Annotated in this window: 23 protein-coding genes; 13 read left to right on the top strand and 10 right to left on the bottom strand. The window is 36.2% G+C overall.

What is annotated here, in order from left to right:
* The first annotated feature begins 43 nt into the window (after positions 1 to 43).
* From ACH2AZ_RS04460 to pruA, 3 genes are all read left to right on the top strand, one after another.
* The gene (locus tag ACH2AZ_RS04460; protein ID WP_394906834.1) at positions 44 to 1,291 is read left to right on the top strand and encodes a DUF5103 domain-containing protein; all 1,248 of its coding nucleotides are present in this window, start codon (positions 44 to 46) and stop codon (positions 1,289 to 1,291) included.
* 161 nt (positions 1,292 to 1,452) lie between these two features.
* Positions 1,453 to 1,839, top strand: coding sequence for a Co2+/Mg2+ efflux protein ApaG (gene apaG, locus ACH2AZ_RS04455; protein WP_379048674.1), 387 nt, complete (start codon positions 1,453 to 1,455; stop codon positions 1,837 to 1,839).
* 137 nt (positions 1,840 to 1,976) lie between these two features.
* Complete coding sequence (gene pruA / locus ACH2AZ_RS04450; protein ID WP_394906833.1) at positions 1,977 to 3,605, top strand: L-glutamate gamma-semialdehyde dehydrogenase; 1,629 nt, start codon at positions 1,977 to 1,979, stop codon at positions 3,603 to 3,605.
* A 66-nt stretch (positions 3,606 to 3,671) separates the two neighbouring features.
* On the opposite strand, the gene rsmG is transcribed toward pruA, so the two are convergent.
* Complete coding sequence (gene rsmG / locus ACH2AZ_RS04445; protein WP_394906832.1) at positions 3,672 to 4,304, bottom strand: 16S rRNA (guanine(527)-N(7))-methyltransferase RsmG; 633 nt, start codon at positions 4,302 to 4,304, stop codon at positions 3,672 to 3,674.
* A 55-nt stretch (positions 4,305 to 4,359) separates the two neighbouring features.
* Complete coding sequence (locus ACH2AZ_RS04440) at positions 4,360 to 5,094, bottom strand: TrkA C-terminal domain-containing protein (RefSeq protein WP_394906831.1); 735 nt, start codon at positions 5,092 to 5,094, stop codon at positions 4,360 to 4,362.
* Positions 5,095 to 5,241: 147 nt separating this feature from the next.
* Between ACH2AZ_RS04440 and ACH2AZ_RS04435 the strand changes: the two genes are divergently transcribed.
* Together ACH2AZ_RS04435 and ACH2AZ_RS04430 are read left to right on the top strand one after the other, a co-directional pair.
* Positions 5,242 to 6,345: a fatty acid desaturase family protein gene (locus ACH2AZ_RS04435; protein ID WP_394906830.1), complete on the top strand. Its 1,104-nt coding sequence runs from the start codon at positions 5,242 to 5,244 to the stop codon at positions 6,343 to 6,345.
* A gap of 10 nt (positions 6,346 to 6,355) precedes the next feature.
* On the top strand, positions 6,356 to 7,543 hold the full coding sequence (locus tag ACH2AZ_RS04430; RefSeq protein WP_394906829.1) for a pyridoxal phosphate-dependent aminotransferase: 1,188 nt from the start codon (positions 6,356 to 6,358) through the stop codon (positions 7,541 to 7,543).
* A 199-nt stretch (positions 7,544 to 7,742) separates the two neighbouring features.
* Here the strand turns inward: ACH2AZ_RS04430 and ACH2AZ_RS04425 are convergent, their stop codons facing one another.
* From ACH2AZ_RS04425 to trkA, 3 genes are all read right to left on the bottom strand, one after another.
* Positions 7,743 to 8,024, bottom strand: coding sequence for a hypothetical protein (locus tag ACH2AZ_RS04425; RefSeq protein ID WP_394906828.1), 282 nt, complete (start codon positions 8,022 to 8,024; stop codon positions 7,743 to 7,745).
* A 157-nt stretch (positions 8,025 to 8,181) separates the two neighbouring features.
* The gene (locus ACH2AZ_RS04420; RefSeq protein ID WP_394906827.1) at positions 8,182 to 9,678 is read right to left on the bottom strand and encodes a TrkH family potassium uptake protein; all 1,497 of its coding nucleotides are present in this window, start codon (positions 9,676 to 9,678) and stop codon (positions 8,182 to 8,184) included.
* Positions 9,678 to 11,027, bottom strand: coding sequence for a Trk system potassium transporter TrkA (trkA, locus tag ACH2AZ_RS04415; RefSeq protein WP_394906826.1), 1,350 nt, complete (start codon positions 11,025 to 11,027; stop codon positions 9,678 to 9,680). Before trkA ends, ACH2AZ_RS04420 begins: the two co-directional genes overlap by 1 nt.
* A gap of 121 nt (positions 11,028 to 11,148) precedes the next feature.
* Here trkA and ubiE point away from each other — a divergent pair, with 121 nt between their 5' ends.
* The gene (gene ubiE / locus ACH2AZ_RS04410; RefSeq protein ID WP_394906825.1) at positions 11,149 to 11,877 is read left to right on the top strand and encodes a bifunctional demethylmenaquinone methyltransferase/2-methoxy-6-polyprenyl-1,4-benzoquinol methylase UbiE; all 729 of its coding nucleotides are present in this window, start codon (positions 11,149 to 11,151) and stop codon (positions 11,875 to 11,877) included.
* Positions 11,878 to 11,881: 4 nt separating this feature from the next.
* Positions 11,882 to 12,574: a porin family protein gene (locus tag ACH2AZ_RS04405; protein WP_379048691.1), complete on the top strand. Its 693-nt coding sequence runs from the start codon at positions 11,882 to 11,884 to the stop codon at positions 12,572 to 12,574.
* A 137-nt stretch (positions 12,575 to 12,711) separates the two neighbouring features.
* On the opposite strand, the gene ACH2AZ_RS04400 is transcribed toward ACH2AZ_RS04405, so the two are convergent.
* Positions 12,712 to 13,437, bottom strand: coding sequence for a TrmH family RNA methyltransferase (locus ACH2AZ_RS04400; RefSeq protein WP_394906824.1), 726 nt, complete (start codon positions 13,435 to 13,437; stop codon positions 12,712 to 12,714).
* Between the two features lie 31 nt (positions 13,438 to 13,468).
* Here ACH2AZ_RS04400 and ACH2AZ_RS04395 point away from each other — a divergent pair, with 31 nt between their 5' ends.
* From ACH2AZ_RS04395 to accD, 3 genes are read left to right on the top strand one after another with little or no spacing between them, the layout of a single operon-like run.
* Positions 13,469 to 16,039 (top strand): BamA/TamA family outer membrane protein, encoded by a 2,571-nt coding sequence (locus ACH2AZ_RS04395; protein WP_394906823.1) that lies wholly within the window; start codon positions 13,469 to 13,471, stop codon positions 16,037 to 16,039.
* A 49-nt stretch (positions 16,040 to 16,088) separates the two neighbouring features.
* On the top strand, positions 16,089 to 17,162 hold the full coding sequence (gene fbaA / locus ACH2AZ_RS04390) for a class II fructose-bisphosphate aldolase (protein WP_394906822.1): 1,074 nt from the start codon (positions 16,089 to 16,091) through the stop codon (positions 17,160 to 17,162).
* Positions 17,163 to 17,189: 27 nt separating this feature from the next.
* Positions 17,190 to 18,047 carry an acetyl-CoA carboxylase, carboxyltransferase subunit beta gene (gene accD / locus ACH2AZ_RS04385; protein ID WP_394906821.1) on the top strand — a complete coding sequence of 286 codons (858 nt, stop codon included), beginning with the start codon at positions 17,190 to 17,192 and terminating at the stop codon, positions 18,045 to 18,047.
* A gap of 208 nt (positions 18,048 to 18,255) precedes the next feature.
* On the opposite strand, the gene ACH2AZ_RS04380 is transcribed toward accD, so the two are convergent.
* Positions 18,256 to 18,615 (bottom strand): helix-turn-helix domain-containing protein, encoded by a 360-nt coding sequence (locus ACH2AZ_RS04380; protein WP_394906820.1) that lies wholly within the window; start codon positions 18,613 to 18,615, stop codon positions 18,256 to 18,258.
* 113 nt (positions 18,616 to 18,728) lie between these two features.
* Here ACH2AZ_RS04380 and ACH2AZ_RS04375 point away from each other — a divergent pair, with 113 nt between their 5' ends.
* Positions 18,729 to 19,322: a hypothetical protein gene (locus ACH2AZ_RS04375; RefSeq protein ID WP_394906819.1), complete on the top strand. Its 594-nt coding sequence runs from the start codon at positions 18,729 to 18,731 to the stop codon at positions 19,320 to 19,322.
* 92 nt (positions 19,323 to 19,414) lie between these two features.
* Here ACH2AZ_RS04375 and ACH2AZ_RS04370 read toward each other — a convergent pair whose 3' ends face one another.
* The 3 genes from ACH2AZ_RS04370 to ACH2AZ_RS04360 form a co-directional block, all read right to left on the bottom strand.
* Positions 19,415 to 19,780 (bottom strand): heavy-metal-associated domain-containing protein, encoded by a 366-nt coding sequence (locus tag ACH2AZ_RS04370; protein WP_394906818.1) that lies wholly within the window; start codon positions 19,778 to 19,780, stop codon positions 19,415 to 19,417.
* 20 nt (positions 19,781 to 19,800) lie between these two features.
* Positions 19,801 to 22,038, bottom strand: coding sequence for a carboxypeptidase-like regulatory domain-containing protein (locus tag ACH2AZ_RS04365; RefSeq protein ID WP_394906817.1), 2,238 nt, complete (start codon positions 22,036 to 22,038; stop codon positions 19,801 to 19,803).
* A gap of 95 nt (positions 22,039 to 22,133) precedes the next feature.
* On the bottom strand, positions 22,134 to 22,547 hold the full coding sequence (locus ACH2AZ_RS04360) for a hypothetical protein (protein WP_379048713.1): 414 nt from the start codon (positions 22,545 to 22,547) through the stop codon (positions 22,134 to 22,136).
* A gap of 259 nt (positions 22,548 to 22,806) precedes the next feature.
* Here ACH2AZ_RS04360 and rpsO point away from each other — a divergent pair, with 259 nt between their 5' ends.
* Together rpsO and ACH2AZ_RS04350 are read left to right on the top strand one after the other, a co-directional pair.
* Positions 22,807 to 23,076 (top strand): 30S ribosomal protein S15, encoded by a 270-nt coding sequence (gene rpsO / locus ACH2AZ_RS04355; protein WP_379048715.1) that lies wholly within the window; start codon positions 22,807 to 22,809, stop codon positions 23,074 to 23,076.
* 164 nt (positions 23,077 to 23,240) lie between these two features.
* Positions 23,241 to 25,388 carry a polyribonucleotide nucleotidyltransferase gene (locus tag ACH2AZ_RS04350; protein ID WP_379048717.1) on the top strand — a complete coding sequence of 716 codons (2,148 nt, stop codon included), beginning with the start codon at positions 23,241 to 23,243 and terminating at the stop codon, positions 25,386 to 25,388.
* The last annotated feature ends 222 nt before the right edge of the window (positions 25,389 to 25,610 follow it).

Raw genomic sequence — 25,610 nt, 5'->3', positions numbered from 1 at the left:
GCTTGGCAGACCATTTGCTTATATTTACCTTTATTTTAATGGTATGAAAATCGTAAACACCTTATTCCTACTTTTTTGTTTCCAAATCCTTACCGCGCAAGTAGCCGAAACAGCACCTCCAGAATACATACGTAGCATTGAGTTCAAAGGCCAAGACGAGTTTGGAGGAACCCCAATTGTCGAACTAGGGTCAACTATACAGCTAAGCTTTGATGACCTTATAGGAGATAATGCCGATTATTTTTACAAGATAGAGCATTTTAATTTTGACTGGACTCCATCTGAGTTAGCTAAAACAGAAATTTTAAACGGTTTTGATGACACCCGTATTTTAAATTTTGAAGATTCATTTAACACCCTGCAAATTTACACTCATTACAAACTTCAAATACCCAATAACATCACGAAAGGGCTCAAAGTAAGTGGCAATTATCTACTGAGTATTTTAAACAGCCAACGAGAAGTTGTTTTCTCCAGAAAATTTATGGTTTACGAAAATATAGCCCTGGTAAAAGCAGAGGTAAAACGTACGCGTAATTTAAAATACATCAATGAAAAACAAGTCTTAAACTTTACTATTAATGGTCAGGATGATATTTTGATCCAAAATCCTGCTACCAACCTTAAAACCTTAATCATCCCCAACAACAATACCAAAAGAGCCATTTACAACCTTAAACCTCAATACACCTTAGGCAATGAATTGATTTACCGCTACGATGACGAAAGCGCTTTTTGGGGAGGAAATGAATTTCTTTTTTTTGAGAACAAAGACATTCGCGCTTCTACAATGAATATTCAACGTACGGCACTTATCGATATCTACAACACCTACCTTTTTGGCGACAAGGTTAGAAAATACGATCCATACACTTACAATCCAGATATAAATGGTCACTTCAAGATTAACACCATTCAAGGAAACAACCCCGACATAGAAGCAGAATACACTTGGGTGCATTTTAAACTTTTTAACTATGAACCGCTAAATGGCGGAGAAATTCATCTTTACGGAAACTTTAACAATTATCAATTAAACAGCTCTACCCGCTTAAACTATGATAAAAAACAAGATGCCTACACCTTAAAATATCTATTGAAACAAGGCTTTTATAATTATAAATATGTATTAAAGAGGAAAGATGGAAGTATTGACTTAGGTTATTTTAGCGGAAACTTTGATGAAACCGAAAACCAGTACACCATTCTAGTTTATTACCGGCCTATAGGCGGACGTTTTGACAGAATTATAGGAGTGGGATCGGCTAACAGTCGCAACATCAGCAATTAAGAATCTCTTACGTTATTTCATTGCGAAAAATTCTTACTTCAATCTCAATAAAAATAATCAGAAGTCAATAAAATCTTAAAATTTTACATAAGCTATTTTTTCCTATAATTTTTGGCTATATTTATCAAATTAATTTTGACATTATCAAGTTGTAATTTACAATGATTCAGCAAATAACAAAAGGTATAAAAATATCGGTTCAAACTAGTTTTGAAGGTGTATTCCTTAAAAACTATAAGGTTAACTTTGCTTTTGTTTATCAAATAACCATTGAAAACCAGAGCAACGACTCGGTGCAACTCAACTCCAGATTCTGGAAAATTAAAGATGCCCTTAGTCCAGATGAAATTGTAAAAGGCGAAGGGGTTATTGGTAAAAAACCTGTTTTAAAGCCTGGTGAATCTCACACTTATAGCAGTGGGTGCCTACTCACCTCTCCCTTTGGCTCAATGAGCGGATTTTACAACATGATCAATTTTACATCTACCAAAAAATTTAAGGTACATATACCCACTTTTAAGCTTAGTGCACCTTTCGCTTTAAATTAAACACTAACAACTTCATTTTCTTCATTTTAAAATAATTTCGGCGATTGAAAATCGGTTGCCTTTTTCTATTTTTTCCTACATTAATTTTGTTACCTTTAGACCTTTAAAATATTCAAGAATTAAAAATTAAAAATACTATGGGAAAAGGATTTTTTCACGTTCCTCCAGCGGTAAATGAGCCTGTAAAATCATACGCGCCAGGAACCCCAGAAAGAGAAGAAGCATTGGCAACTTACAAAGAGATGTTCAACCAAAAAATGGATATCCCATTATATATAGGTGACCAACAAATTAAAACGGGAAAAACAAGAAATATGCACCCCCCGCATGATCACAAACATGATTTAGGTGTTTTTCATTTGGCTGAAAAAAGTCATATTGAAACTGCAATTGAAGAAGCATTAAAAGCTCGTGAAAAGTGGGCTAAATTACCTTGGGAGCAACGAGCTGCGGTATTTCTAAAAGCGGCCGATTTAATCGCTGGTCCCTACAGGCAAAGACTTAATGCCGCCACAATGATTGGACAGTCAAAAAACATTTATCAAGCCGAAATTGACTCTGCTTGTGAAATTATAGACTTCTTACGTTTTAACGTGGAGTATATGACTCAAATCTATGATGAGCAACCAGAATCTGATGAAAAGGCATGGAATCGTGTAGAATATAGACCACTAGAAGGATTTGTTTATGCAATTACTCCATTCAATTTTACAGCAATTGCAGGTAACTTACCTTCTTCTGCCGCTTTAATGGGTAATGTAGTAGTTTGGAAACCCTCATCTACACAAATGTTCTCTGCTCAAGTACTTATGGAAGTGTTTCAAGAAGCTGGAGTCCCTGATGGTGTAATCAATATGGTAATGGGTGACCCAGCCATGATCACCGATACTGTACTTAAGAGTCCAGATTTCGCTGGAGTACATTTTACAGGAAGTACTGGTGTTTTCCAAAACATTTGGGCTGAAATTGGTAAAAACATAAATAATTATAAAACTTACCCACGTATTGTTGGTGAAACAGGAGGAAAAGATTTTATTGTAGCACACCCTTCTGCCAACCCAAAAGAAGTATCAACAGCTATCTCAAGAGGTGCATTTGAGTTTCAAGGCCAAAAATGTAGTGCAGCCTCGCGTTGCTACATCCCCAACTCTATTTGGAATGAAGTAAAATCTTATGTTGAAGAAGATTTAAAATCATTCAAAATGGGATCTCCAGAAGACATGAGTAATTTTATTACCGCCGTTATAGACGAAAAATCATTTGATAAACTAGCCAGCTATATCGATCAAGCCAAGCAAGATAAAGATGCCGAAGTTATTATAGGAGGTGGCTATGACAAATCTAAAGGTTATTTCATTGAACCAACGGTAATACTTACCACAAACCCAAAGTACACGACCATGGAAACTGAGTTATTTGGCCCAGTGGTAACCATCTATGTGTATGAAGATGAAAAATACGAAGAAACCCTACATTTGGTAAACGAAACAAGTATTTACGCACTTACCGGAGCCATCTTGTCTAAAGATAGATATGCCGCTAGTCTTGCTACAGATATTTTACAGAATGCTGCTGGAAACTTCTATATTAACGACAAACCAACTGGAGCCGTAGTGGGCAGACAGCCATTTGGTGGTGCTCGAGCTAGTGGAACCAATGATAAAGCAGGATCTAAGCTTAACTTATTGCGTTGGGTTTCACCGCGTCTTATCAAGGAAACCTTTGTTCCACCAACAGATTACAGATATCCGTTCTTAGGAGAATAAAAGGGTATAATCCAACCAAAAAAAATCCGCTTGTTAGCGGATTTTTTTTATATGAATTAGTTTTGTCTACAAAGCTTTATATTTCATTGGCAAATGCACCACGCTCTTCGTCTCAAAAAAATCTTCTTCAAAGTAATCTTTTAAATCATAAATCTTTGCCGTTTCATATACCGCAAGTTCCTCAGAAAGATCACCACCTTTAAGATAAAGAATTCCATTTTTCAACTCATGTTGCTGGCGTTTAGCAATTTTACCTTTTACCCAACGCACAAAAGTATCCATTTGAGCTACCGCCCTACTCACAATAAAATCATACTGCTCATCTACTTCTTCTACTCGGCAATTGCTGCTGCGTACATTTTCTAGACCAAGGCCTTCTACCACTTCATTAACCACCTTTATTTTTTTACCTATACTATCTACCAAATGAAAGCTTGTTTCAGGAAAAAGTATTGCCAAAGGAACCCCAGGAAAACCACCTCCTGTACCAACATCCATAATTTTAGCTCCTGGCTTAAAACCTTGAATTTTAGCAATACCCAAAGAATGTAAAACGTGTCTTAGATATATCTCGTCTATATCTTTTCTTGAAACCACATTAATTTTTTGATTCCAATCTTGGTATAATTCGTTTAGTTGAGTAAACTTATCGATTTGATCCTGACTTAAACCAGGAAAATAATGCTTGATTAATTCCACGCTGCAATTTTATGCAAATATAATAAGAATCGTATAAGCCATCCGTAAAGTAAAACTAATTATTTGCTTCTTTGCGCATTTGCTCTTGATGTTCTAATTCTCCCTCTAAATTACGCTTACGCTGATTTAAATTAAGAAATACTTCCTCTTTTCCGTACATGGTTAGTAAATCACCTGTTTTTACGAGAGAACTTCCGTTAGGAGATCCTAAATATTGACCATCTTCACGTTTAATACCCAAAACAATAATACCCTCTTTACGCAGAGCCAATTGGTTAAGCGATTTATTAGCCAACCAAGAATCTTCATCTACACGCAATTCCGTAATTCGGTAATCCTCGGCTAGATGTAGGATAGATGCATAATCTTTTACTTCAATTCTAGTGTACTTTTTTAAGGCTTTACCAATAACCTTAGAAAGGTACTTATCAACCCAAGGACTTTGTACCGCCCACCAAATTATCGCCATACCCACTATAATTATGAATAATCCCCACAGCAGATTACTGGTGCTATTAGGTAAAACGAAGGTTAATATTAACGTAGACATTGTGGTTACAATACCAGCATTCCCTATAAGCATTAGGCTATAAATGATTTTTCTACGCACTGGGAAATTCATGATTTTTTCAGTTTCAGAAGTAGTAAAACCCGTACCTGTATAGGCAGAACGAGCTTGAAAACGAGCAACTTCTGTAGATAGGCCAGTATGCGTCAAAGCAATTGCGGCAATACGGGTAATCAAGGCAGATAGACTAACAATGACAAATAATGATATAGCAGGAATCATAAAACAATTTTATTTAAGTGAAAATTGATATTTACCTGCTAAAATACTTATTTTTATCAACCTTGACATTTCTCATAAAATTGCACTATAACAAAGAACGATTTTACGCATAGAAATGTTTAAATTTGGAACTTATATTATTTTTAAATGAAAAACAACACTGTAAAATTTTCTCGCATTGACACCAATAAGTTTTTTAGGACTTTAAATAAGCGAGTAAACACCTATTTCAAAGAAAACAACATTAACAAAACGGGTAACTGGAAACTTCACCTTAAGACTATAATCATGTTTAGTCTGTTTTTAAGTCCATACTTTATAATGTTAACCTTAGACATTTCCCAATGGTGGATGCTTTTGCTCACAATAATTATGGGCGTAGGAATGGCAGGCGTAGGTATGAATGTGATGCACGATGCTAACCATGGTTCTTATTCTTCCAAAAAATGGATCAATAAAATTATGGGGGGTAGCATGTATATTTTAGCTGGTAACGTATACAACTGGCAGGTACAGCACAATGTATTGCACCACACCTATACCAATGTGCACGGCCACGACGAAGATTTAGAAGCCGGTCGCATTATCCGATTTAGCAAACACAGTAAATGGCGTAGATTTCATAAGTTTCAACATTATTATTCGGTTTTCCTTTACGGATTGCTAACCTTTAACTGGGTATTAACAACAGACTTTAAACAAACACATCGCTATTTAAAGAAAAAATTAAGTTATGGCAAAATGCCTAATCCTATATGGCAATGGAGTACCTTAGCTATAACCAAAGCCTTATATATTGCCATTTGGATTGTTATCCCTATGTTGGTTTTGAGTATTGCTTGGTGGAAAATTCTTTTAGGCTTTTTTATCATGCACTATACCGCTGGACTAATTTTAAGTATTGTTTTTCAACTGGCACATGTGGTAGAAAATACAGAAATGCCTTTGCCCGATGAAAAAGGAAACTTAAAAAATACTTGGGCGATTCATCAATTATTTACCACTGTAAATTTTGCTACTAAAAATAGAATCATAAACTGGTTTACTGGCGGCTTAAACCACCAAATTGAGCACCACATATTTCCACATATCAGCCATATTCATTATGATAAAATTGCTAAAATTGTAAAGCAGACAGCGCAAGAGTGCGAGTTGCCTTACCACGAATACAAAACAACACGAGCAGCTATAGTTGCTCACTTTAAACATTTAAAAGAAATGGGGGCCAATCCAAAAATAGCCCTATCTTAATCCTATTGCTATGAATAAGCTATCAGACAGAATCAACCGGTTAGAGACAAGTGCAACCTTAGCCATGGCGGCCAAAGGACGTGAGCTTAGAGCGGAAGGTAAAAATATAATCAGCCTTAGCTTAGGCGAACCCGACTTTATTACACCTGAATTTATTAAAGATGCTGCTATCGCAGCCATCAATGATAATTATAATAAATATACCCCGGTTGATGGTTACGATGATTTAAAACAAGCGATTATAAACAAGTTCAAACGCGATAATAACCTCAACTATGACAAATCGCAGATTGTTGTATCTACAGGGGCAAAACAATCTTTAGCCAACGTAGCCATGGTTTGCATCAACCCAGGAGATGAAGTTATTTTACCCTGCCCGTATTGGGTGAGCTACAAGGATATTGTGAAAATTGCCGAAGGAGTGCCTGTAGAAGTACCAACTACTATCGAAACAGATTTCAAAATGACTCCGCAACAGCTTGAAAAAGCCATTACACCCAAAACCAAAATGTTATGGTTTAGTTCTCCGTGCAATCCTAGCGGTATGTTGTACAGTAAAGAAGAATTAAGAGCCCTAGCCGATGTGCTTCAAAAACATCCAGATATTATTGTAGTGAGCGATGAAATTTACGAGCACATTAATTTTACAGCCAACGGGCACGCCTCCATGGCGGCCTTTGACGATATGTATGAGCGTACGGTAACCGTTAATGGGGTTTCCAAAGCTTTTGCGATGACCGGTTGGCGAATTGGCTATATTGGAGCTCCCTCGTATATAGCGCGAGCTTGTAACAAGATTCAAGGACAATTTACCAGCGGAGCCAATTGTATTGCCCAACGCGCAACTATTGCCGCACTAGAAGCTCCAGTGAGCAAAATTTCTTTTATGATTGATACGTTTAAAGAACGTAGAAAACTTATTTTAGATTTATTGAGCGATATCCCCGGCTTTAAATGCAACGCCCCACAAGGTGCTTTTTATGTTTTTCCCGATGTCTCGGAATTGTATGGAAAAAGCTTCCACGGAAAAACCATCAACAATGCTACCGATTTAAGCATGTACCTTTTAGAAGAAGCTGAAGTTGCTACCGTAACGGGTGAAGCTTTTGGAGATGCTAACTGTATTCGTCTTTCTTATGCCGCCAGCGAAAAAGAAATTACACAGGCTATACAACAAATTAAGGCTGCGTTAAGTTAATTATACTTAAAATTCAACATATAAAAATGCTTCTCCTATTGGGAAGCATTTTATTTTTTTATGGATTATATATTTTTTATTGAATGACTACAATTTAGGTTTCTATAATTTCTCCAATTCATTTTAATGCGACCACATACTTACCTAAAGGCTATGTAGAAACATCTATATTTACTGCGCTTGCCATTACATCTAAAATTTAATTATTTCCTATTACGGTTTGGATAGAGATAATACTTATATAACCCGAACTGGCTCCAGCTGCTTGGTAATAAAACGTTATTTGATCGCTTGGGTTAAGGCTTATCTTTTGTAATTGGTAAGGGCTGTTTGCAATTACACTAGCATAATCTTTGTAGCCGTCAACTTCTGCTATAATCTCCAATTTATAGGTTTGTGCTATAGCATTTCTGAGTTTAAGTTGCTCTCCAATGCCATAAATTCTCTTTTTCGTCGTACCAATTCTAGATGGCAGGTTCATTAATTGTGTTTGCCTGTAATATAGAAGAATAATTGTTTGGTTGGTGGGCAAAGTTGTTTCACAATATTTGATTCTAATTGGGTAGATTTAAATTACTAACATCTAAATTACTAGAAAACATTAAATTTAAAATAAGACGTTAAAATGCAGTTAAGAGTTAACGATTTCTCCAGAACATGGGAGTCAAAATAATAAGCACCGTAAACAGCTCTAAACGACCTATAAGCATTAAAAACGCAGACCACCATTTACCCAACATGGGTAGGCTGTTAAAATTATCAACCGGGCTCAAATCGCCAAACGCAGGCCCTATGTTCCCTAAAGAAGAAGCCGCACCGCCAATTGCCGTCGGAAAATCTAAGCCTAACGCAGCCAATCCCATAGCTCCAATAATAAAAGCCAACATATAAAGAATAAAGAATCCTAAAATATTAAAAACAATCTCTCCTTTTATTCCCTTACCGTTGTAACGTACTGGTACAATTGCGTTAGGGTGTAATGCTCGTTTAAATTCAGCAATTCCATTTCTAATCATAATAATATGACGCACCACCTTTACCCCTCCAGAAGTAGACCCGGCAGAACCCCCTAAGAAAAACAATCCAAAAAAGAAAATAGTCAAAAAGGGTGTCCATAAAGTAAAATCGGCGGTAATAAAACCAGTTGTGGTTATCACTGTTAAAATTTGAAAAAGCGCGTGCCTAAAAGCACTTTCAAACTCCCCCCAAACTTTTGGATGCACTATGGTAGACTGACTCGTATCTGCATAAAAATAAATTAGTAGCGCAGCAACAATAGCAAAACCAAAAACAAAAATAACATACCATTTGAATTCATCTTCGTGCAAAATGCGTTGAATTTTTCCCTTAAAAGCAAAGTAACTCATCACAAAGTTGGTACCTGCTAAGAACATAAAAACAATAATAATATATTGAATTAAAGGTTGATCATTCCAGTAAGCAACACTTGCATTCTTAGTTGAAAATCCTCCTGTAGACAATGTACTAAGCGCATGATTTACAGCATCAAAAAAAGACATGCCGGCTAAATTCAATAAAATCGTTTCGGCGGCTGTGTAACCAACATAAATAAGCCATAATCTTTTTGCCGTGTCTGCAATTCTAGGTTTTAATTTATCTGCGCTGGGTCCTGGTGCTTCAGCGGCAAACAATTGCATACCCCCTATTCCTAATAGCGGAAGAATAGCAACCGCAAGCACAATTATACCCATACCTCCTATCCAATGGGTAAGGCTACGCCATAGTAAAACACCTTCGGGTAATACCTCTATATCGTCTAAAATAGTGGCTCCAGTAGTTGTATAACCAGACATCGTTTCAAAGAAAGCATTGGTAATATCTGGAATAGCATCCGTAAAGAGATAAGGCAGCATACCACTTAAGGCCATAAAAATCCATCCAAAGGTTACAATTATATACCCTTCTCTTTGTTTAAGTTTTTTGGTATAATTTCGGGTAGTAAACATAAAAAGCATACCTACCATCATTGTGGTCACAGATGCTCCCGCAATTTGAACCGTGGCACCATCTTTATAAATCCAGCTCACCAAGGTAGCAATAAGCATAAAGCCGCCATTGCATAACAATAGCAGCCCCATAATGTACACAATAATTTTAAAATTAAGTTTAGGCATTATGAAAATAGCTTTTCTATTTTATGGATAGATCGGGGTAATGAGCACACCACTATACGGTCTCCTGGCTCTATCAAAATATCGCCTGAAGCTATCATACCCTTACCTTTTCTAACTACACCACCCACGATGGTAGATCTTGGAAAGTCGATATCTACAATACGTTTACCACAAACTTTTGATTTCTTATGCACAATAAACTCCAGCAATTCGGCATTTAAATTATTAAGTTTGGTCATGGCCACAACCTCTCCTTTGCGCACATACCTAAAGATGGTGTTTGCCGCCAGTAATTTTTTATTGATTAAGGAGTTTATTCCTATAGAATGACTCAATTGAAAATAATCCATATTTTCTACTAGAGCGATGGTCTTTTTCACTCCTTTAGATTTGGCTACCAAGCAGGACATGATATTGGTTTCAGAATTTCCTGTAACCGAGATGAAAGCATCCATATCGTGAATATTTTCCTCTTCTAATAAACCCACATTCCTACCATCGCCATTAATTATAAGCGTATCATTCATCTCATCGGCTAATTCAAATGCCTTTTCTCTATCTTTCTCAACCAGCTTAACATTAAATTTGGCTTCTGCCAATTCTTTCGCCGTTTGTTTACCAATTTTACTCCCTCCAAGAATCATCACATTTTTGATTTCCTGTTTTTGTTTACCCGTTAATTTATACAACTGTTCAGACCCCTGCCTACTGGACATGAAATAAGCTTGATCTCCTTCCTTAAACTCAGTATCTCCACGAGGTATTAGCGTAAATTGGGTTCCATAACGCTGTATCGCAATACAGACAAAAGGTATGTCTGGAAAAATGTTTTGCGCTTCTTTTAATGTTTTACCTAAAAATGGCGCATTACGAGAAAGTTTAAAACCGATCATTGATAAGGCACCTTCATCAAACTCAAAGGTATCATTAAACGCCGATTGCTTTACCAAAGACTCAATTTCTTTAGCTGCCAATGATTCTGGAGAAATGAGTTCATCTATCCCAAACTGCTCAAAACCCACCACATCTTTATGTTCGATAAACTCGGTATTTCTAATTCTTGCAATGGTACGTTTAGCACCCAATTGCTTAGCCAAAACACAAATGGTTATATTGGTTGTCTCGCTACTGGTCACACCAACCACCAAATCGGCTCCTTTTATTTGAGCGTCATGAAGTAATAAAATTGAAGTTGCATCTCCTTTTATGGTTCTTATATCCAGATGACTGTCGGCATACTCTAAACTTTCGGCATCCGGATCTATAAGGGTAATATCTTGAGACTCAAAAGAAAGCAGTTTCGATAAATGAAAACCTACTTCTCCTGCCCCTGCAATGATAATTTTCATAAATGGGTTTTTAGTAGGGCAAAGATATGGCATTTACAATTGGAGATGCCAAGCTCTAACCGATTTTTTTATTTGTGAATCTTATTTTTAGTATTAAAACTTATCTTTGTCAAAAAAAGCCATGGCAAAGAAAGTCACCCCTTATAAAGATTCAAAACTAGCTAAGAAAAAGCAGGTAGAACAAATGTTTGATACCATCTCTGATAATTACGATGGGCTCAATCGTGTCATCTCATTTGGTATTGATACTTCTTGGCGCAAAAAGGTAATTCAAATGGTTATGAACACCCAGCCCAAAAATGCTTTAGATATAGCAACAGGAACGGGAGACTTAGCTATTAGTCTAGCAGAAGCTGGAGTACCAGATGTAATTGGACTAGATTTATCTGAGGGTATGCTTAGCGTAGGACGCAAAAAAATAGAAAACAAAGGCTTAGGCAATAAAATTAAGATGACCCAAGGAGATTCTGAGACTCTACCTTTTAAAGAAGATACTTTTGATGCTATTACCGTGGCTTTTGGCGTTAGAAATTTTGAAAGCCTAGAAAAAGGATTAGCCGAAATTTACCGCGTGCTAAAACCAGGAGGCATTTTTATTGTTTTAGAAACATCTGTACCTACCAAAGCTCCTTTTAAACAAGGATATAAATTTTACACTAAATATATGTTGCCTAGTATTGGAAAACTGTTCTCAAAAGACAAGGTGGCTTACAAATATTTAAGCGATAGTGCCGCAGTTTTCCCATTTGGTGAAAAATTCAACAATATTTTAAAGAAAATTGGGTTTAATAAAGTGAATCATCATCCGCAAACTATGGGTGTAGCAACAATTTATTCTGCTTCAAAGTAATTTTATGAGATATTTATTGATGTGTACGGTGGTTTTTTTAAGCCTCACGAGCAGCTATGGACAAGGGTTTTTTAACACCGAAAAGATTCGCAACAAAGATAATATGGACAAGCAGCGTTGGTCTTGGGGTTATTTTTTAGGCTTCAACTCTTACGGATTCGACTTGCAGTACAATAAGCCCGCAACCGACATTGTGGTGAAAAACGATATTGGTTTTAATGTAGGGCTTTTGGGAAATCTAAGAATCAATGATTATATTGATCTAAGGTTAGAGCCTGGAGTTGTCTTTGCCAATCGTACCTTTACTTATACCGAAATTCCCGAAGACAATTTTAGAGATATCAAATCTACTTACATCCATGTGCCTTTGTTGGTGAAGTTTTCAACCAAAAGACTCAACAACTTTAAACCCTTTGTAGTGGGTGGGGTTTCACGCTCTATCAACCTATCTAGTAATGAAACTAATCCAGATGACAATAGCGCGGGCGAATTTAGAATGATTAATGATGCCAATTATTTTGAGCTAGGATTTGGCATTGATTTTTACCTGCCTTATTTCAAATTCACCCCCTCTATACGCGGTGTATTTGGCATGACCGATGAGCTTAAGCGAGATAAAGACCCAAACAGTCCTTACACAGGGCAAATTGAATCTATGAAGTCTCGCGGCATCTTTATTAATTTCACTTTTCAATAAGCATGCTTCGGTTTTTGGTTATTGATTAACTCCAAAACAATACGGAGTACTTAAATATTTTTCTACTAGCCGTAAAAATTTAACACGCAAGTATTTAGATAACAAAATAAACGCCATTTTCAAATGGCACTAATCTATTAACCTCTTCTCCATTCACTTAGCAAAATGGCCGTAGCCGTGGCTACATTTAAACTTTCAGTAGATTGGTTTTCGCCAAATTGGGGAATACTTATTTTTTGACTTGCTAAACTTTCGATGGTGGGAGAAATCCCGTTAGCTTCGTTGCCTAATATTATAATTCCGCTTGACGGTAATTGGGTTTTATATACATTTTCACCATCCATAAAAGTTCCTAGTAGGGGTAAATCGGTGTTTTTTAAAGTTTCGTATAAATCCGTGTAAGCGATGTTTACTCTAGCAAGAGAACCCATAGTTGCTTGCACTACTTTTTCATTATAACAATCTACGGTATCATTAGAACACAGAATTTGCTTCACACCAAACCAGTCACAAAGTCTTATAATTGTACCTAAATTGCCTGGGTCGCGAATACCGTCTAAGGCCACCGCAAAATTAACCGCTTTCATAGTTTCGCTTTTTTCGGGTATTTTGAAAAGCGCTAATGCTATTTGTGGGGTGGCCAGCTTGCTAATCTTTTTCAAATCGGCTTCGGTGATAAGTTGTAATTTCTCTGTTGGAACATAAAAGACATCTGTAGTGCTATACAGCAACTCCAATTCATAATTTGAGTTTAAAAGCTCTTTTATAACTTTAATTCCTTCGGCTACAAAAAGATTATATTTATTCCTATATTTTTTTTGAGAAAGACTGTTTATTAACTTTATTTGATTTTTGCTGAGCATAAATTGATGTATTTTTGAACCTAATTTTTAGATGATTTTGAGAGCCGTTACCGCAAAAATAATATTATTCTGCTTAGTCTTAAATTTTGTAAGCTGTAATCCTACAAAAAGAGTAAAAGAGGATGAGCGACTACTCACAGAAAACAGCATTTTTGTAAACAATGAAAAGTCAAAAGACAATGCCCTATACAATCAGGTTTACCAAAAACCCAATAGCAAATTACCGGTTTTGGGTATTCCGCTTAAGCTGCACATTTATAACCTAGCAAAACCAAACCCCGATTCGAGTTATACCGCTTGGTTAAACAGAAAGCCAAACCGCAAAAAACGACTCGCTTCGATTTATTCACAAAAACAAGTTGACCGCATTAAAAGAGGCTATTTATCTTTTCATAATACTTTAAAAGAATCGGGAGAACCTCCCAGTGTTTATGATGAAAACAAAAGTGTAAAAAGCAAAAATCGGTTAGAAGCTTATTTCTGGAACCGTGGGTGGTTTAATGCTGAAGCGGATTTTAAATCGGTAAACCATAAAAAAGACAGAACGCGTGTTAAATATTGGGTTACCACTAACAAAGCTTATGTTCTTGACAGTATACAAAAGCAAATAAAGTCGCCAGTGGCAGACAGTTTGTATATGCTAAGCAAAAAAGAAAGTATTTTAAAAGCAGGACAACAGTTTAACACCGATAATTTTGAGGCAGAACGCGATAGAATCACTTTCTTTTTCAGGAATCGAGGCTTGTACCACTTTGAAAAAGAATTCATCAGTTTTGAAGCCGACACTTTAGACACCAACCATAAGGTAAAGACAGATATTATAATTTCTAACCGAGAAGTTACACGCGAAGACAGCACCAAAACGGTGCCCTATAAAATTCACCGCATTAGTCAGGTTAACATATTCCCCGATTATTCTTTTAAATCTGGCAATTTTGCACAAGACTCGGCACAATACAAAGGCTATACTATTTACTCTTTTGGCAAGTTAAAATACAAGCCAAAAACTTTAGCCAATGCGGTTTTTATAAGAAAGGGAGATGTTTACAAAGACCTCGACCGCTCTTTAACCTACAGAAGATTAAATGAGTTGGGGCAATTTAGATACCCCGACATCAAGTATCAACCCGATCCAAGAGACAGCACCGGCACGCAACTTATTGCCAATGTTTTTTTAACCCCAAGACCTAAACTAGGAGTAGATTTTAACGTAGATGCCTCACGAAGTAACATTCAAGATTTTGGTATTGGTTTTGGAGGCTCCTTACTGATTAGAAATGTATTTGGTGGCGCAGAAAATCTAGAAATTGCAGCAAGAGGTAGTGTGGGTTCTTCAAAAGAAGCGGCTGATGCCAATGACCGATTTTTTAATATTTCAGAAATTGGTAGCGATGCCAGCCTCACTTTTCCTAGTATTGCGTTTCCTGTAAATACCGAAAAAATAATTCCCAAAAAAATGTCGCCGTTCACCACCTTACGCGTTGGGTTAAGCACACAAAAAAATATAGGATTAGACAAACAAAACGTTACAGGAAGTTTTTTCTACCGTTGGTATCCCAATGAAACTCTGAGCCATAAGTTTAGTTTAATCGATTTACAATATGTTAAAAATTTAAACACCAGTAATTACTTTAACGTATACACCAACTCTTTCTCTCGACTCAATGAAATTGCCCAAGACAATATTTCGCAAATCAATCCCGCTTATTTCAATAACAATTCATCTGGTTCTGGCTTACCCAATCTTATTATTCCCGAAGGTGCCAATGGGTTTATACGAGACCTAAGAAATAACCAAATTAATTTAACACGTGAACAAGAACAAATAGCCCGTGATATTATTGAAAGAAGACAAAGATTAACCGAGGACAACTTGATTTTGGCCACCAATTTTTCGTACAATAAAAACACAAGAGAGGGTATTTACGATTGGGACTTTAGTCAGTTTCGCTTTAAACTAGAGACCGCAGGAAATTCGCTTGCATTACTAGGAAAAATGCTCAATTTAAAAGAAAACAGTCAGGGTAACTATGATTTATTTGGCGTACAATTTTCGCAATATATAAAACTAGAAACAGATTTTATCAAGCATTGGGATCTAGGCAAAGACAATATTATTGCGGCACGCATAATGGGTGGTATTGCCTTACCTTATGGTAACGCCAGCAGTATACCATTTGCAAGAAGTTTTTTTGCGGGAGGAACCAATGATAACCGCGGTTGGCAGGCCTATAGTTTAGGACCGGGTAGCTCTGGCGGAATTAACGAGTTTAATGAAGCCAATATGAAAATAGCTTTTAATTTAGAATACCGTTTTAATTTATTTGGCGATTTGCATAGTGCCGTTTTCACGGATATCGGTAATATTTGGAATGTAGAAGACAATGTAAAAGATGAAGCTTCCCGCTTTACAAAGCTTAAAGACCTTACGGAACTCGCCGTAAGTACTGGGTTTGGTCTGCGGTATGATTTAGATTTTTTTGTCATCCGGCTTGACCTTGGTTTTAAAACCTACAACCCCGCCCAAACGAAACAAAAATGGTTTCAAGAATATAATTTTGCCAATGTGGTTTACAATGTTGGTATTAATTATCCTTTCTAAGCCATTTTATTTTATTAATTTTGTCTCTTAAATTTATAAGATCAACTATATGAGTCATCAAATTAAACCCGGAGTTGCTACAGGTAAAGAGGTGCAAGCTATATTTAACCACGCTAAGAAACATGCCTATGCCCTACCGGCCGTGAATGTTGTAGGGTCAAACACCCTAAATACGGTTATGGAAACGGCTGCAGAGCTTAACGCGCCCGTTATCATACAGTTTTCAAATGGCGGAGCTTCTTTTAATGCAGGTAAAGGTCTTTCTAATGAAAACCAAAAAGCCGCAATTTTAGGAGGCGTAGCTGGTGCCAAACACGTTCACCAGTTGGCCGAAGCTTATGGCGCTAGCGTTATCCTACATACCGATCATTGTGCTAAAAAATTACTACCCTGGATAGACGGTTTGCTAGACGAGGGTGAAAAATTTTATAAAGAAACAGGCAAACCTCTTTATAGTTCTCATATGATTGACCTGAGTGAAGAACCTCTTGAAGAAAACATTGCTATTTGCAAAGAATATTTGGCTCGCATGAGCAAGATGGGAATGACTTTAGAAATTGAGTTGGGTATTACTGGTGGCGAAGAAGATGGCGTTGATAATACAGATGTAGATGTATCTAAATTATACACGCAACCCAAAGAGGTTGCCTATGCATTTGAGGAGCTTAGTAAAGTAAGCGATCAATTTACCATTGCCGCCGCATTTGGAAATGTTCACGGAGTTTATAAACCCGGTAACGTAAAGCTCACCCCTACCATCTTAAAAGATTCTCAAGAGTACATCAGCAAAAATTATAATGTTCCCAACAACCATATTGATTTTGTATTTCACGGAGGCAGTGGCTCTAGCCTAGCCGAAATAAGAGAAGCTATAGGTTATGGGGTAATTAAGATGAATATAGACACCGATTTGCAATATGCCTTTACGGAAGGAGTTAGAGATTACATGAAAAATAACGAGGCCTATGTAGCTTCGCAAATTGGAAATCCTGAAGGAGAAGATTTACCAAATAAAAAATATTACGACCCAAGAAAATGGTTAAGAGAAGGTGAAAGCACTTTTAAAACAAGATTAAAACAAGCTTTTGAAGACCTTAATAATATCAACACATTAAGCAAATAAAATTTGCCCAATTAATAAGTAAAAATTATGGCTTGGTTTAAAAGAACAAAAAAGGGAATACAAACCGCTACCGAAGATAAAAAAGATGTACCCAAAGGCTTGTGGTACAAATCTCCAACTGGTAAAATTGTAGATGCCGAAGAGTTGGCTAGAAATTTTTACGTAAGCCCAGAAGATGGTTACCACGTAAGAATAGGAAGTAAAGAGTATTTTGAGATATTATTTGATGACAATAAATTCAAAGAATTAGACGCAAATCTTACTTCTAAAGATCCTCTAAAATTTGAGGATAAGAAAAAATACCCCGACAGAATTCAGGAAGCCGAGAAAAAAACCGGGCTAAAAGATGCTATTCGAGTAGGAGTAGGTAAATCTAAAGGAAAAGATCTAGTAGTAGCTTGTATGGATTTTAGCTTTGTAGGCGGTTCTATGGGTAGCGTTGTAGGAGAAAAAATAGCTCGAGCAGCAAAATATTCTCTAGATAACAGAATCCCGTTAATGATTATATCAAAATCTGGAGGTGCCCGTATGCAAGAAGCCGTACTATCTTTAATGCAATTGGCAAAAACCTCTGTAATGATCGCTCAACTCGCAGAAGAAAAGATACCCTATATCTCTCTGTGTACAGACCCTACAACGGGTGGTACCACTGCCTCTTATGCGATGCTTGGCGATATTAATATTTCTGAACCCGGCGCGCTTATTGGATTTGCCGGACCTAGAGTGGTGAAAGATACCACTGGAAAAGATCTGCCAGATGATTTTCAAACCGCAGAATTTTTAAAAGAACATGGTTTCTTAGATTTTATTACTCACCGTAGAGATTTAAAAGATAAAGTAAATTTATACTTAGATTTAATTCAGAACCACCAGGTTCGTGCATAAAAAAGTGTAAAACACTTCAATCTATAAAAAACAGGCTAGCTTACAAGCTAGCTTGTTTTATTTTGAATCTAAATCAAGCTGAAGCTGAGCTTAAAAAATAAATTAAGTCTGTCAAAATAGATTTTACATAATTTTAAATACCTATAGATGAAGTAGGCAAAGAGTATTACGTGAGTGATGAACCCAATAAGGTTTGACAACTATTACATTATTTTGTTCTAAGCTGCTTTATTTCTTCCCTTAAAAAAGCAATTTCTTTGTCTTTATCTTCAATTATTTTTTCATAAAGCACTTTAGTTGTAAAAAAATCTTCCATTACCTCCAAATTGAGATCCTCTTTTTCATCAATTAGTGCAGTGGATTTTTGAGGAGGTTCTACTAGCAATCTGTGCATACTAACTTCTAAAACCGCTGCAATAGCCTTTAGGCGTTGGGTTGAGATGTTGATTAACTCTTTTTCTATTTTAGCATAATTACTTTGCGACATATGTAATCTAATGGCCATATATTCTTGAGAATAGCCTTTTATTTGTCTGAGTGCTCTAATGCATTTCCCAATACCAGTCATTTTATAACTATTTTAGTCTAAAATAGAATAATTTAGATTAAAGTAAAAAGAATTTTAAGAATATCTTTACATCATTATTCAATTAAAATTTCAAAATGAAAAAAGCATACTAATTGTTCCTATTAACGATTTTTGTTACTTACACTTATGCTCAAGAAAAATCTTCTAATGATAAAAAAACAATTACAGAAATTATTTTTAATGAAGGTAATTTTTTAGAGGGAAACTATGAATACCTCAGTGTTAAAACAAGATACAACAATACATTCAGCGGTTCAGGGTTTCAGATTGCATACTCCAGAAAAGTATACAAAAGATTTCACTTAGGATTATCTTGGGGTAAAATTTATGCCAAAACAGATGACAATTATGAGGATTTGTTTTGGCTAGATAGCGAAACCGAAATTAAGAAATGGGAAATAGGTGTTGCCTATTTAATTATTAATCAAAAGAGATTTAAAGTTTTTGGTGAAGTAAATTATTTAGGTATGTTTTATGACGGTTTGATAGAAAGTATAACAGATCTAGAAGGGAACGCTGATTATATAGTTACCGGCAAATCGTCAGATGAGACTTTTCAACTGCAGGTACAAGGAAATATTGCCTTGTATAAAAATTTATTTCTTACAGCAAAAATAGGATATGGGTTTGGTTATAACCAATACAAAAGTATTTCTTTAAAAACAGGCTTAGGGTATCAGTTTTAAGTCTAATCCTGGCAAAATAATTTATTAATCCTTTTAAAAAGCCTCTAAGATTTAAGAATCTTAGAGGCTTTAAATTTTAAATAAAGTTGTGCTTATTGATCTTTTTCCTTTTTATGATCGTCTTTAACAGCTTCATCGCGGTATCGGCAACAAGCGTGTACGCTATTATACGCCTCGTCGCTCGCTTTTAAATCGTTTACATCATGACCCACGGCCAAAATATTTTGTTTTACCTCACCTAAATCTGCTTTCTTAGCATTATAAATCAGTTTTAACTCGTGGGTTTCAACATTCCAAATGGCGCTTTTCACTCCCTTAGTTTTAATACTTGCCTTTTCAATACGTTCTTTACACATACCGCAAACGCCATCTACAACAAGGCTTGCTCTGGCGTTTTTACTTTGGGCAAAGGCCATACTTACGGCAAAAAATAAAAGTACACTTACTATTTTTTTCATTTTAATTTTAGTTTTAATTATTAGTTCAATTTATAACGAAGTCCCATATAATACATACTACCAAAGATAGGACCATATACAATAGTAGTATCAAAATTAGACCCAAACGGGTTATCGGCTGCTAAAATAGGTCGGTTTTGCCTAACGTTGGTTATGTTTTCTCCTCCTAAATATACTTCAAACTTTGGCGAAAACACTCTCGTAACCTGTGCATTTACCGTATTTACTTCTGGCGAAAATTCGGGTAATTGATAGGCTTGCGGATTAGAATCGGTTTGAGGAAAGCGTTGTTTCCCTAACCAATTATAAGTAACATCAAACTTCCAAGTACTATTATTTTTAATAGGCGTTTCGTAAGATAGATTAGCAAAAAACCTATGTTGTGCCGTAAGAGGCTTCAATTTTTCACCACTTAAATACTTGGTTTTTATATCATAATATTTATAAGCAAAACGCGTATGTAAACCTTTTGTAATATTATAATTAGCCTCTACTTGAAAGCTGTTGGCATAGCTTTCATTCTTTAAATTATAGAACTGAATCTGCGTAGGCGATTCCCAATCGATAACCAACTGATTTTCAAAATCTGTACGGTAAAAATCTACGGTAATATCTGCCTTATTGCCCCATAAATTAAATCCTTGTAAAAAAGAAACTCCATAATTCCAAGCAATCTCAGCATCTAAGCCGTAAGCCCCTTCTGAATTGGAAGGATAGATTTTTATACTTCTAGCGGTAGCGAACAAATTTTGATTTTCTGCAAAAATATTGGCCAAACGCTTTCCTCTACCAATTGATGCCCTAAAAGCCGATTTACCCCAAGGGGAATAACGCATATGCAACCTAGGAGTCAAGAAAAAGCCCATACGGTTATGCTGATCTGCCCGTAAGCCTAGAGTTAAATTTAGCTTTTCTAGGTTGTCAAAATTATATTCAAAGAAAGCGCCTACCGCATTATCTGTTCGCGTATAACTTTTGTTTTCTACAAGTTCTTCGTAATCATCATAAGTAAAACTAACACCCGTTTTTATTTTGTGCCTAGAATCACTAATAATACTATTATACATAAAATTAGTAAATATGCTATTCTGCGTTATATCATACCTACGTAATCCAAAATACGACTCTTGGTTATGGTGACTAACCGAAAATTGCGCCCCCATATTCTGCCAAGGTAAATCTGGGTTAACATAACCGAATTTACTTGAGAAATCATAACGTTGGGTTTTTATTTCGCTTCCCAAAACTTGATTGCCTAGTTTATGTTGCTCTGGATCAAAATTTACTTGTCCCGCCTGTTTTTCATCGGTTAGCGCCCTAATATTAAAAAAGCCAACCAAGCCTTTTTCTGTGTCGGTATACTGCCAACGGTTCATCACATTAACTTGATGATATAAAGGCATATCTAAAAAACCATCATGATTTACATCGTGTTTTTCTTGGTGTATATTTCCGTGCACGTAAAGGCCGGTACTCCATTTTTTGCTCACGGGAGTATTGAAATGGGAATTCAACTCAAATCTTTGATTAGTGGCTCCATAAAGATTTAAGAAAAACCGATCATCTTTGGTGGTTTTCTGTAACTCAACATTTATTTGCCCTGCCATACTTTCATAACCATTAACTACACTTCCTGCACCTTTAGTAATTTGAATACTCTCTACCCAAGTACCAGGAGTAAAAGTGAGTCCATAGGCTTGTGAAGCTCCGCGTACTGTAGGTATATTTTCTGTAGCAATAAGTATGTATGGGCTGGTTAATCCCAGCATTTTAATTTGGCGAGTACCCGAGATAGCATCGGCAAAATTGACATCTATAGAGGGATTTGTCTCAAAACTTTCAGACAAATTACAGCAAGCAGCCTTCAATAATTCATCGCTGCTTACGTTAATTACATTTTGAGCATCTAAAAACGATCTAGAAGTTGCTTGTTTTTTAGAGACAATCTTAATTTCATCTAAATTGCTTTTAGGTGCTAAGTCTATCTTTAAAGGAATTTTAGCATCCCTAACCGCAACGGTATCGGTTGTAAAACCAATATAACTCACCACCAATTGTTGAGATTCGCTTTTATAAGGTAAGTCAAATTTTCCGTCAAAGTCTGTTACGGTTCCTACTTGGGTGCCTAGCCAATACACATTAGCGCCGGGCAAAGGCATATTTTTTTCTCCGCGCTCATAAACAACGCCGCTTATTTTTTCTTGTGCACCCGCACAAATACCTAAAAATAGCATAAAAAGGCAGGATATTCTTTTCATTGTAATTGCTTTTAATTTTTAATTGATGTTCGGTAAAAAACATAAAAACTGCCTTCTGTGAAATCTACTAGGGCAGTCTAATTAAAAATAAAAGTCTAAATGAGCCATTGCTCATTACGCAAATAAAGCGGAGTATTACAGAATGGAGGTGTTTTGCTCCAAACTAATAAATGGAGTCTTTGCTCCTGTATTAAGCTTAAAGCGGAATTGATAGAAGTAAAAGATAAAATAGATGCCTTTGGCACTTGAATATCCCAATCTGATTGATCTTGCTTAAGTTGCTTTTGACCAGAAAAAACTTCGATAGAATCTTGGCAACAAGAATTTTCAAAATTAATTTGCTCTTCTGGGTCGGGCTCTGGACAGCAAGATTGGGTATCTAATCTAAAACTAAAATCAACTAATATCTCTGCACAAAAATGCTTTTCTACTGCAAAAGAAGTGGTAGACAGCAGTAGTACAAAAGCTATAAAAAAAGCTTGAAATTTTATGACAGCATTTTTAAACATAGCACAAAGCTATAAAAAATAAGTAACTTGCACCAATATGAATTTGACCAAACTAAAAGACAAAGTCAACCCCGTTATAATTTAATGAATAACGGATTTATAAAGTCAGACTACTTTCTCAATATCATCCTTTACAATAATCCGCTTAAAGCGGAAGTAAATAATTGCATTAACTAGAATAAATTAAAAAATTATGTTTTATATTTGCCGCTTGATAGAAAATCTATCTATGCATAATAATCATTGAAATAATATTGGAATGTATTTAAGTAAAGAAGCAAAACAAGAATTATTTGAGAAGTATGGTAGCGGAAAGAATGATACCGGATCTACCGAAGGACAAATCGCATTATTCACTAAGCGAATTGCACACATCTCAAAACATTTAAAAGGAAACCAAAAAGATTTTAACTCTGAGCGCGCTCTTGTGTCTTTAGTGGGTAAAAGAAGACGTCTTTTAGACTACCTAATGAAGAAAGACATTATGAGGTATCGTGAAATCGTAAAAGATTTAGGACTTAGAAAATAATTTTAAGGGGGCGTTTTGCCCCTTTTTTTTTACCTTGGTGTAAGAAAATAAAGAAAAAGCTACAGTAATAGTTTTTCATTGGTCATTACAACTACACACAACACACACAACCCAGGCCGTCCTGGATCCCGACGGAGACCATTGTTAACTTAGAAATAAAAAGTATGATTCCAAAAACATTTAAAGAGGTTATCGATTTAGGAGATGGAAGAGAAATCTCTATCGAGACCGGAAAATTAGCAAAACAGGCCCACGGTTCTGTTGTTGTGAAATCAGGAAATTCTATGCTGCTGTGTACCGTAGTCTCTAACTACAAACAAAGCGACGTTGATTTTTTACCTTTAACGGTAGATTATAGAGAGAAATTTGCGGCTGCCGGAAGATATCCTGGCGGTTTCTTTAAAAGAGAAGCACGACCAAGTGATGGCGAAGTGCTTACTATGCGTATTGTAGATCGCGTTTTAAGACCACTTTTCCCTAAAGATTACCACGCAGAAACGCAGGTTATGATTCAACTTATGTCTCATGACGATGATGTGATGCCAGATGCTATGGCTGGTTTGGCTGCCTCTGCGGCTATTCAGTTATCAGACATACCATTTGAGTGTGCCATTTCTGAAGTTCGTGTAGGTCGTGTAAATGGTGAGTTTATCATCAACCCCACGCTTAGCCAATTAGCTGAATCGGATATCGATATGATGATTGGTGCTTCTGCCGATTCTGTTATGATGGTTGAAGGAGAAATGAAAGAAATTTCTGAAGAAGAAATGACCGAAGCCATCAAATTTGCTCACGAAGCAATTAAAAAGCAATGTGAGGCGCAAATAAAACTGGCCGAAGCTTTTGGTAAAAAAGAAACCAGAACTTATGAAGGTGAAAGAGAAGATGAAGCCTTAGCTAAACGAATTCACGATTTGGCTTATGATAAAGTTTATGAAGTAGCCAAAGCGGGTTCTTCTAAAGCAGAACGCAGTGCAGCTTTCGCGGAAATTAAAGAAGAAATTACCGCTAGTTTTTCTGAAGAAGAGCAAGAGGAGTATGGCGATTTAATAAGCAAGTACTACAGCAAAGCCGAAAAAGCAGCAGTAAGAGATTTAACTTTAAATGAAGGTTTACGTTTAGACGGACGTAAAACAGATGAGATTAGACCAATTTGGTGTGAGGTTGATTACTTACCTTCTGTTCACGGTTCTTCGATTTTTACTCGAGGTGAAACCCAAGCGCTTGCAACGGTGACCCTTGGTACTTCGCGCGAAGCAAACCAAATAGATATGCCTAGTTTTGAAGGCGAAGAGACCTTTTACTTACATTACAATTTTCCTCCATTCTCAACTGGTGAGGCAAGACCTATTCGAGGTACCTCACGAAGAGAAATAGGACATGGAAATTTAGCTCAGCGCGCCCTTAAAGGAATGATTCCAGATAATTGCCCTTACACCGTTCGTGTAGTTTCAGAAATCTTAGAATCTAATGGTTCTTCTTCAATGGCGACCGTTTGCGCAGGAACTATGGCAATTATGGATGCTGGGGTTCAGCTTAAAAAGCCGGTTTCAGGTATTGCAATGGGACTTATTAGCGATGCCGATAGTGGTAAATATGCAGTGCTATCAGATATTTTAGGTGATGAAGATCATTTAGGTGATATGGACTTTAAAGTAACTGGTACAGCTGAGGGTATAACCGCTTGCCAAATGGATATCAAAGTAAAGGGTTTAAGTTATGAAATCTTAATTAAAGCGCTTCAACAAGCCAGAGCAGGTCGATTACATATCTTAGAAAAAATTACAGACACTATAGACCAGCCAAACGAAACGGTTAAAGCACATGCTCCTAAAATGATTACCCGTAGAATTCCTAATGAATATATCGGTAGTCTTATTGGTCCGGGTGGTAAAGTAATTCAAGAATTACAAAAAGAAACCAACACTACTATTGTAATTAATGAAGATCCTGTTACCGAAGAAGGTATTGTAGAAATACTGGGTACAGACCAAGAAGGAATCGATAAAGTTCTAGCTAAAATAGATGCTATTACTTTTAAGCCTGAGAAAGGAAGCGTTTATGAAGTAAAAGTAATTAAGCTTTTAGATTTTGGAGCTGTGGTAGAATATACCGAAGCACCAGGAAATGAGGTTTTATTACATATCTCTGAATTGGCTTGGGAAAGAACAAACAATGTTACCGATGTGGTAAATCTTGGCGATGTAATAGACGTAAAATATTTTGGTTTTGATCCTAAAACCAGAAAAGAAAAAGTTTCTCGCAAGGCACTTCTTCCTCGACCACCAAGAGAGCAGAAAAACAAAGAATAAAAAATTATTATTTTAGAATTTTAAGCCTTCCCCGTTCGGGAAGGCTTTTTTATATACTGCCAAATTATCACCTCTCGGCAAATGTGTCAGTCTCCTAACGCCAAACAAACCGGTTAACTCACCTCGATTCGTTAAAATTATACAGAATTCTTAAACAATACTTAAATATTTGTTTTTAAGTTAAAAAAAGTTATTATTTATGAAGTTTTATTGCTAATACCA

Source organism: uncultured Mesonia sp., from assembly GCA_947499595.1.
Taxonomy (GTDB): domain Bacteria; phylum Bacteroidota; class Bacteroidia; order Flavobacteriales; family Flavobacteriaceae; genus Mesonia; species Mesonia sediminis.
The sequence above is the reverse complement of the archived record's forward strand: the minus strand, read 5'-3'. Positions and strand labels throughout refer to the sequence as shown.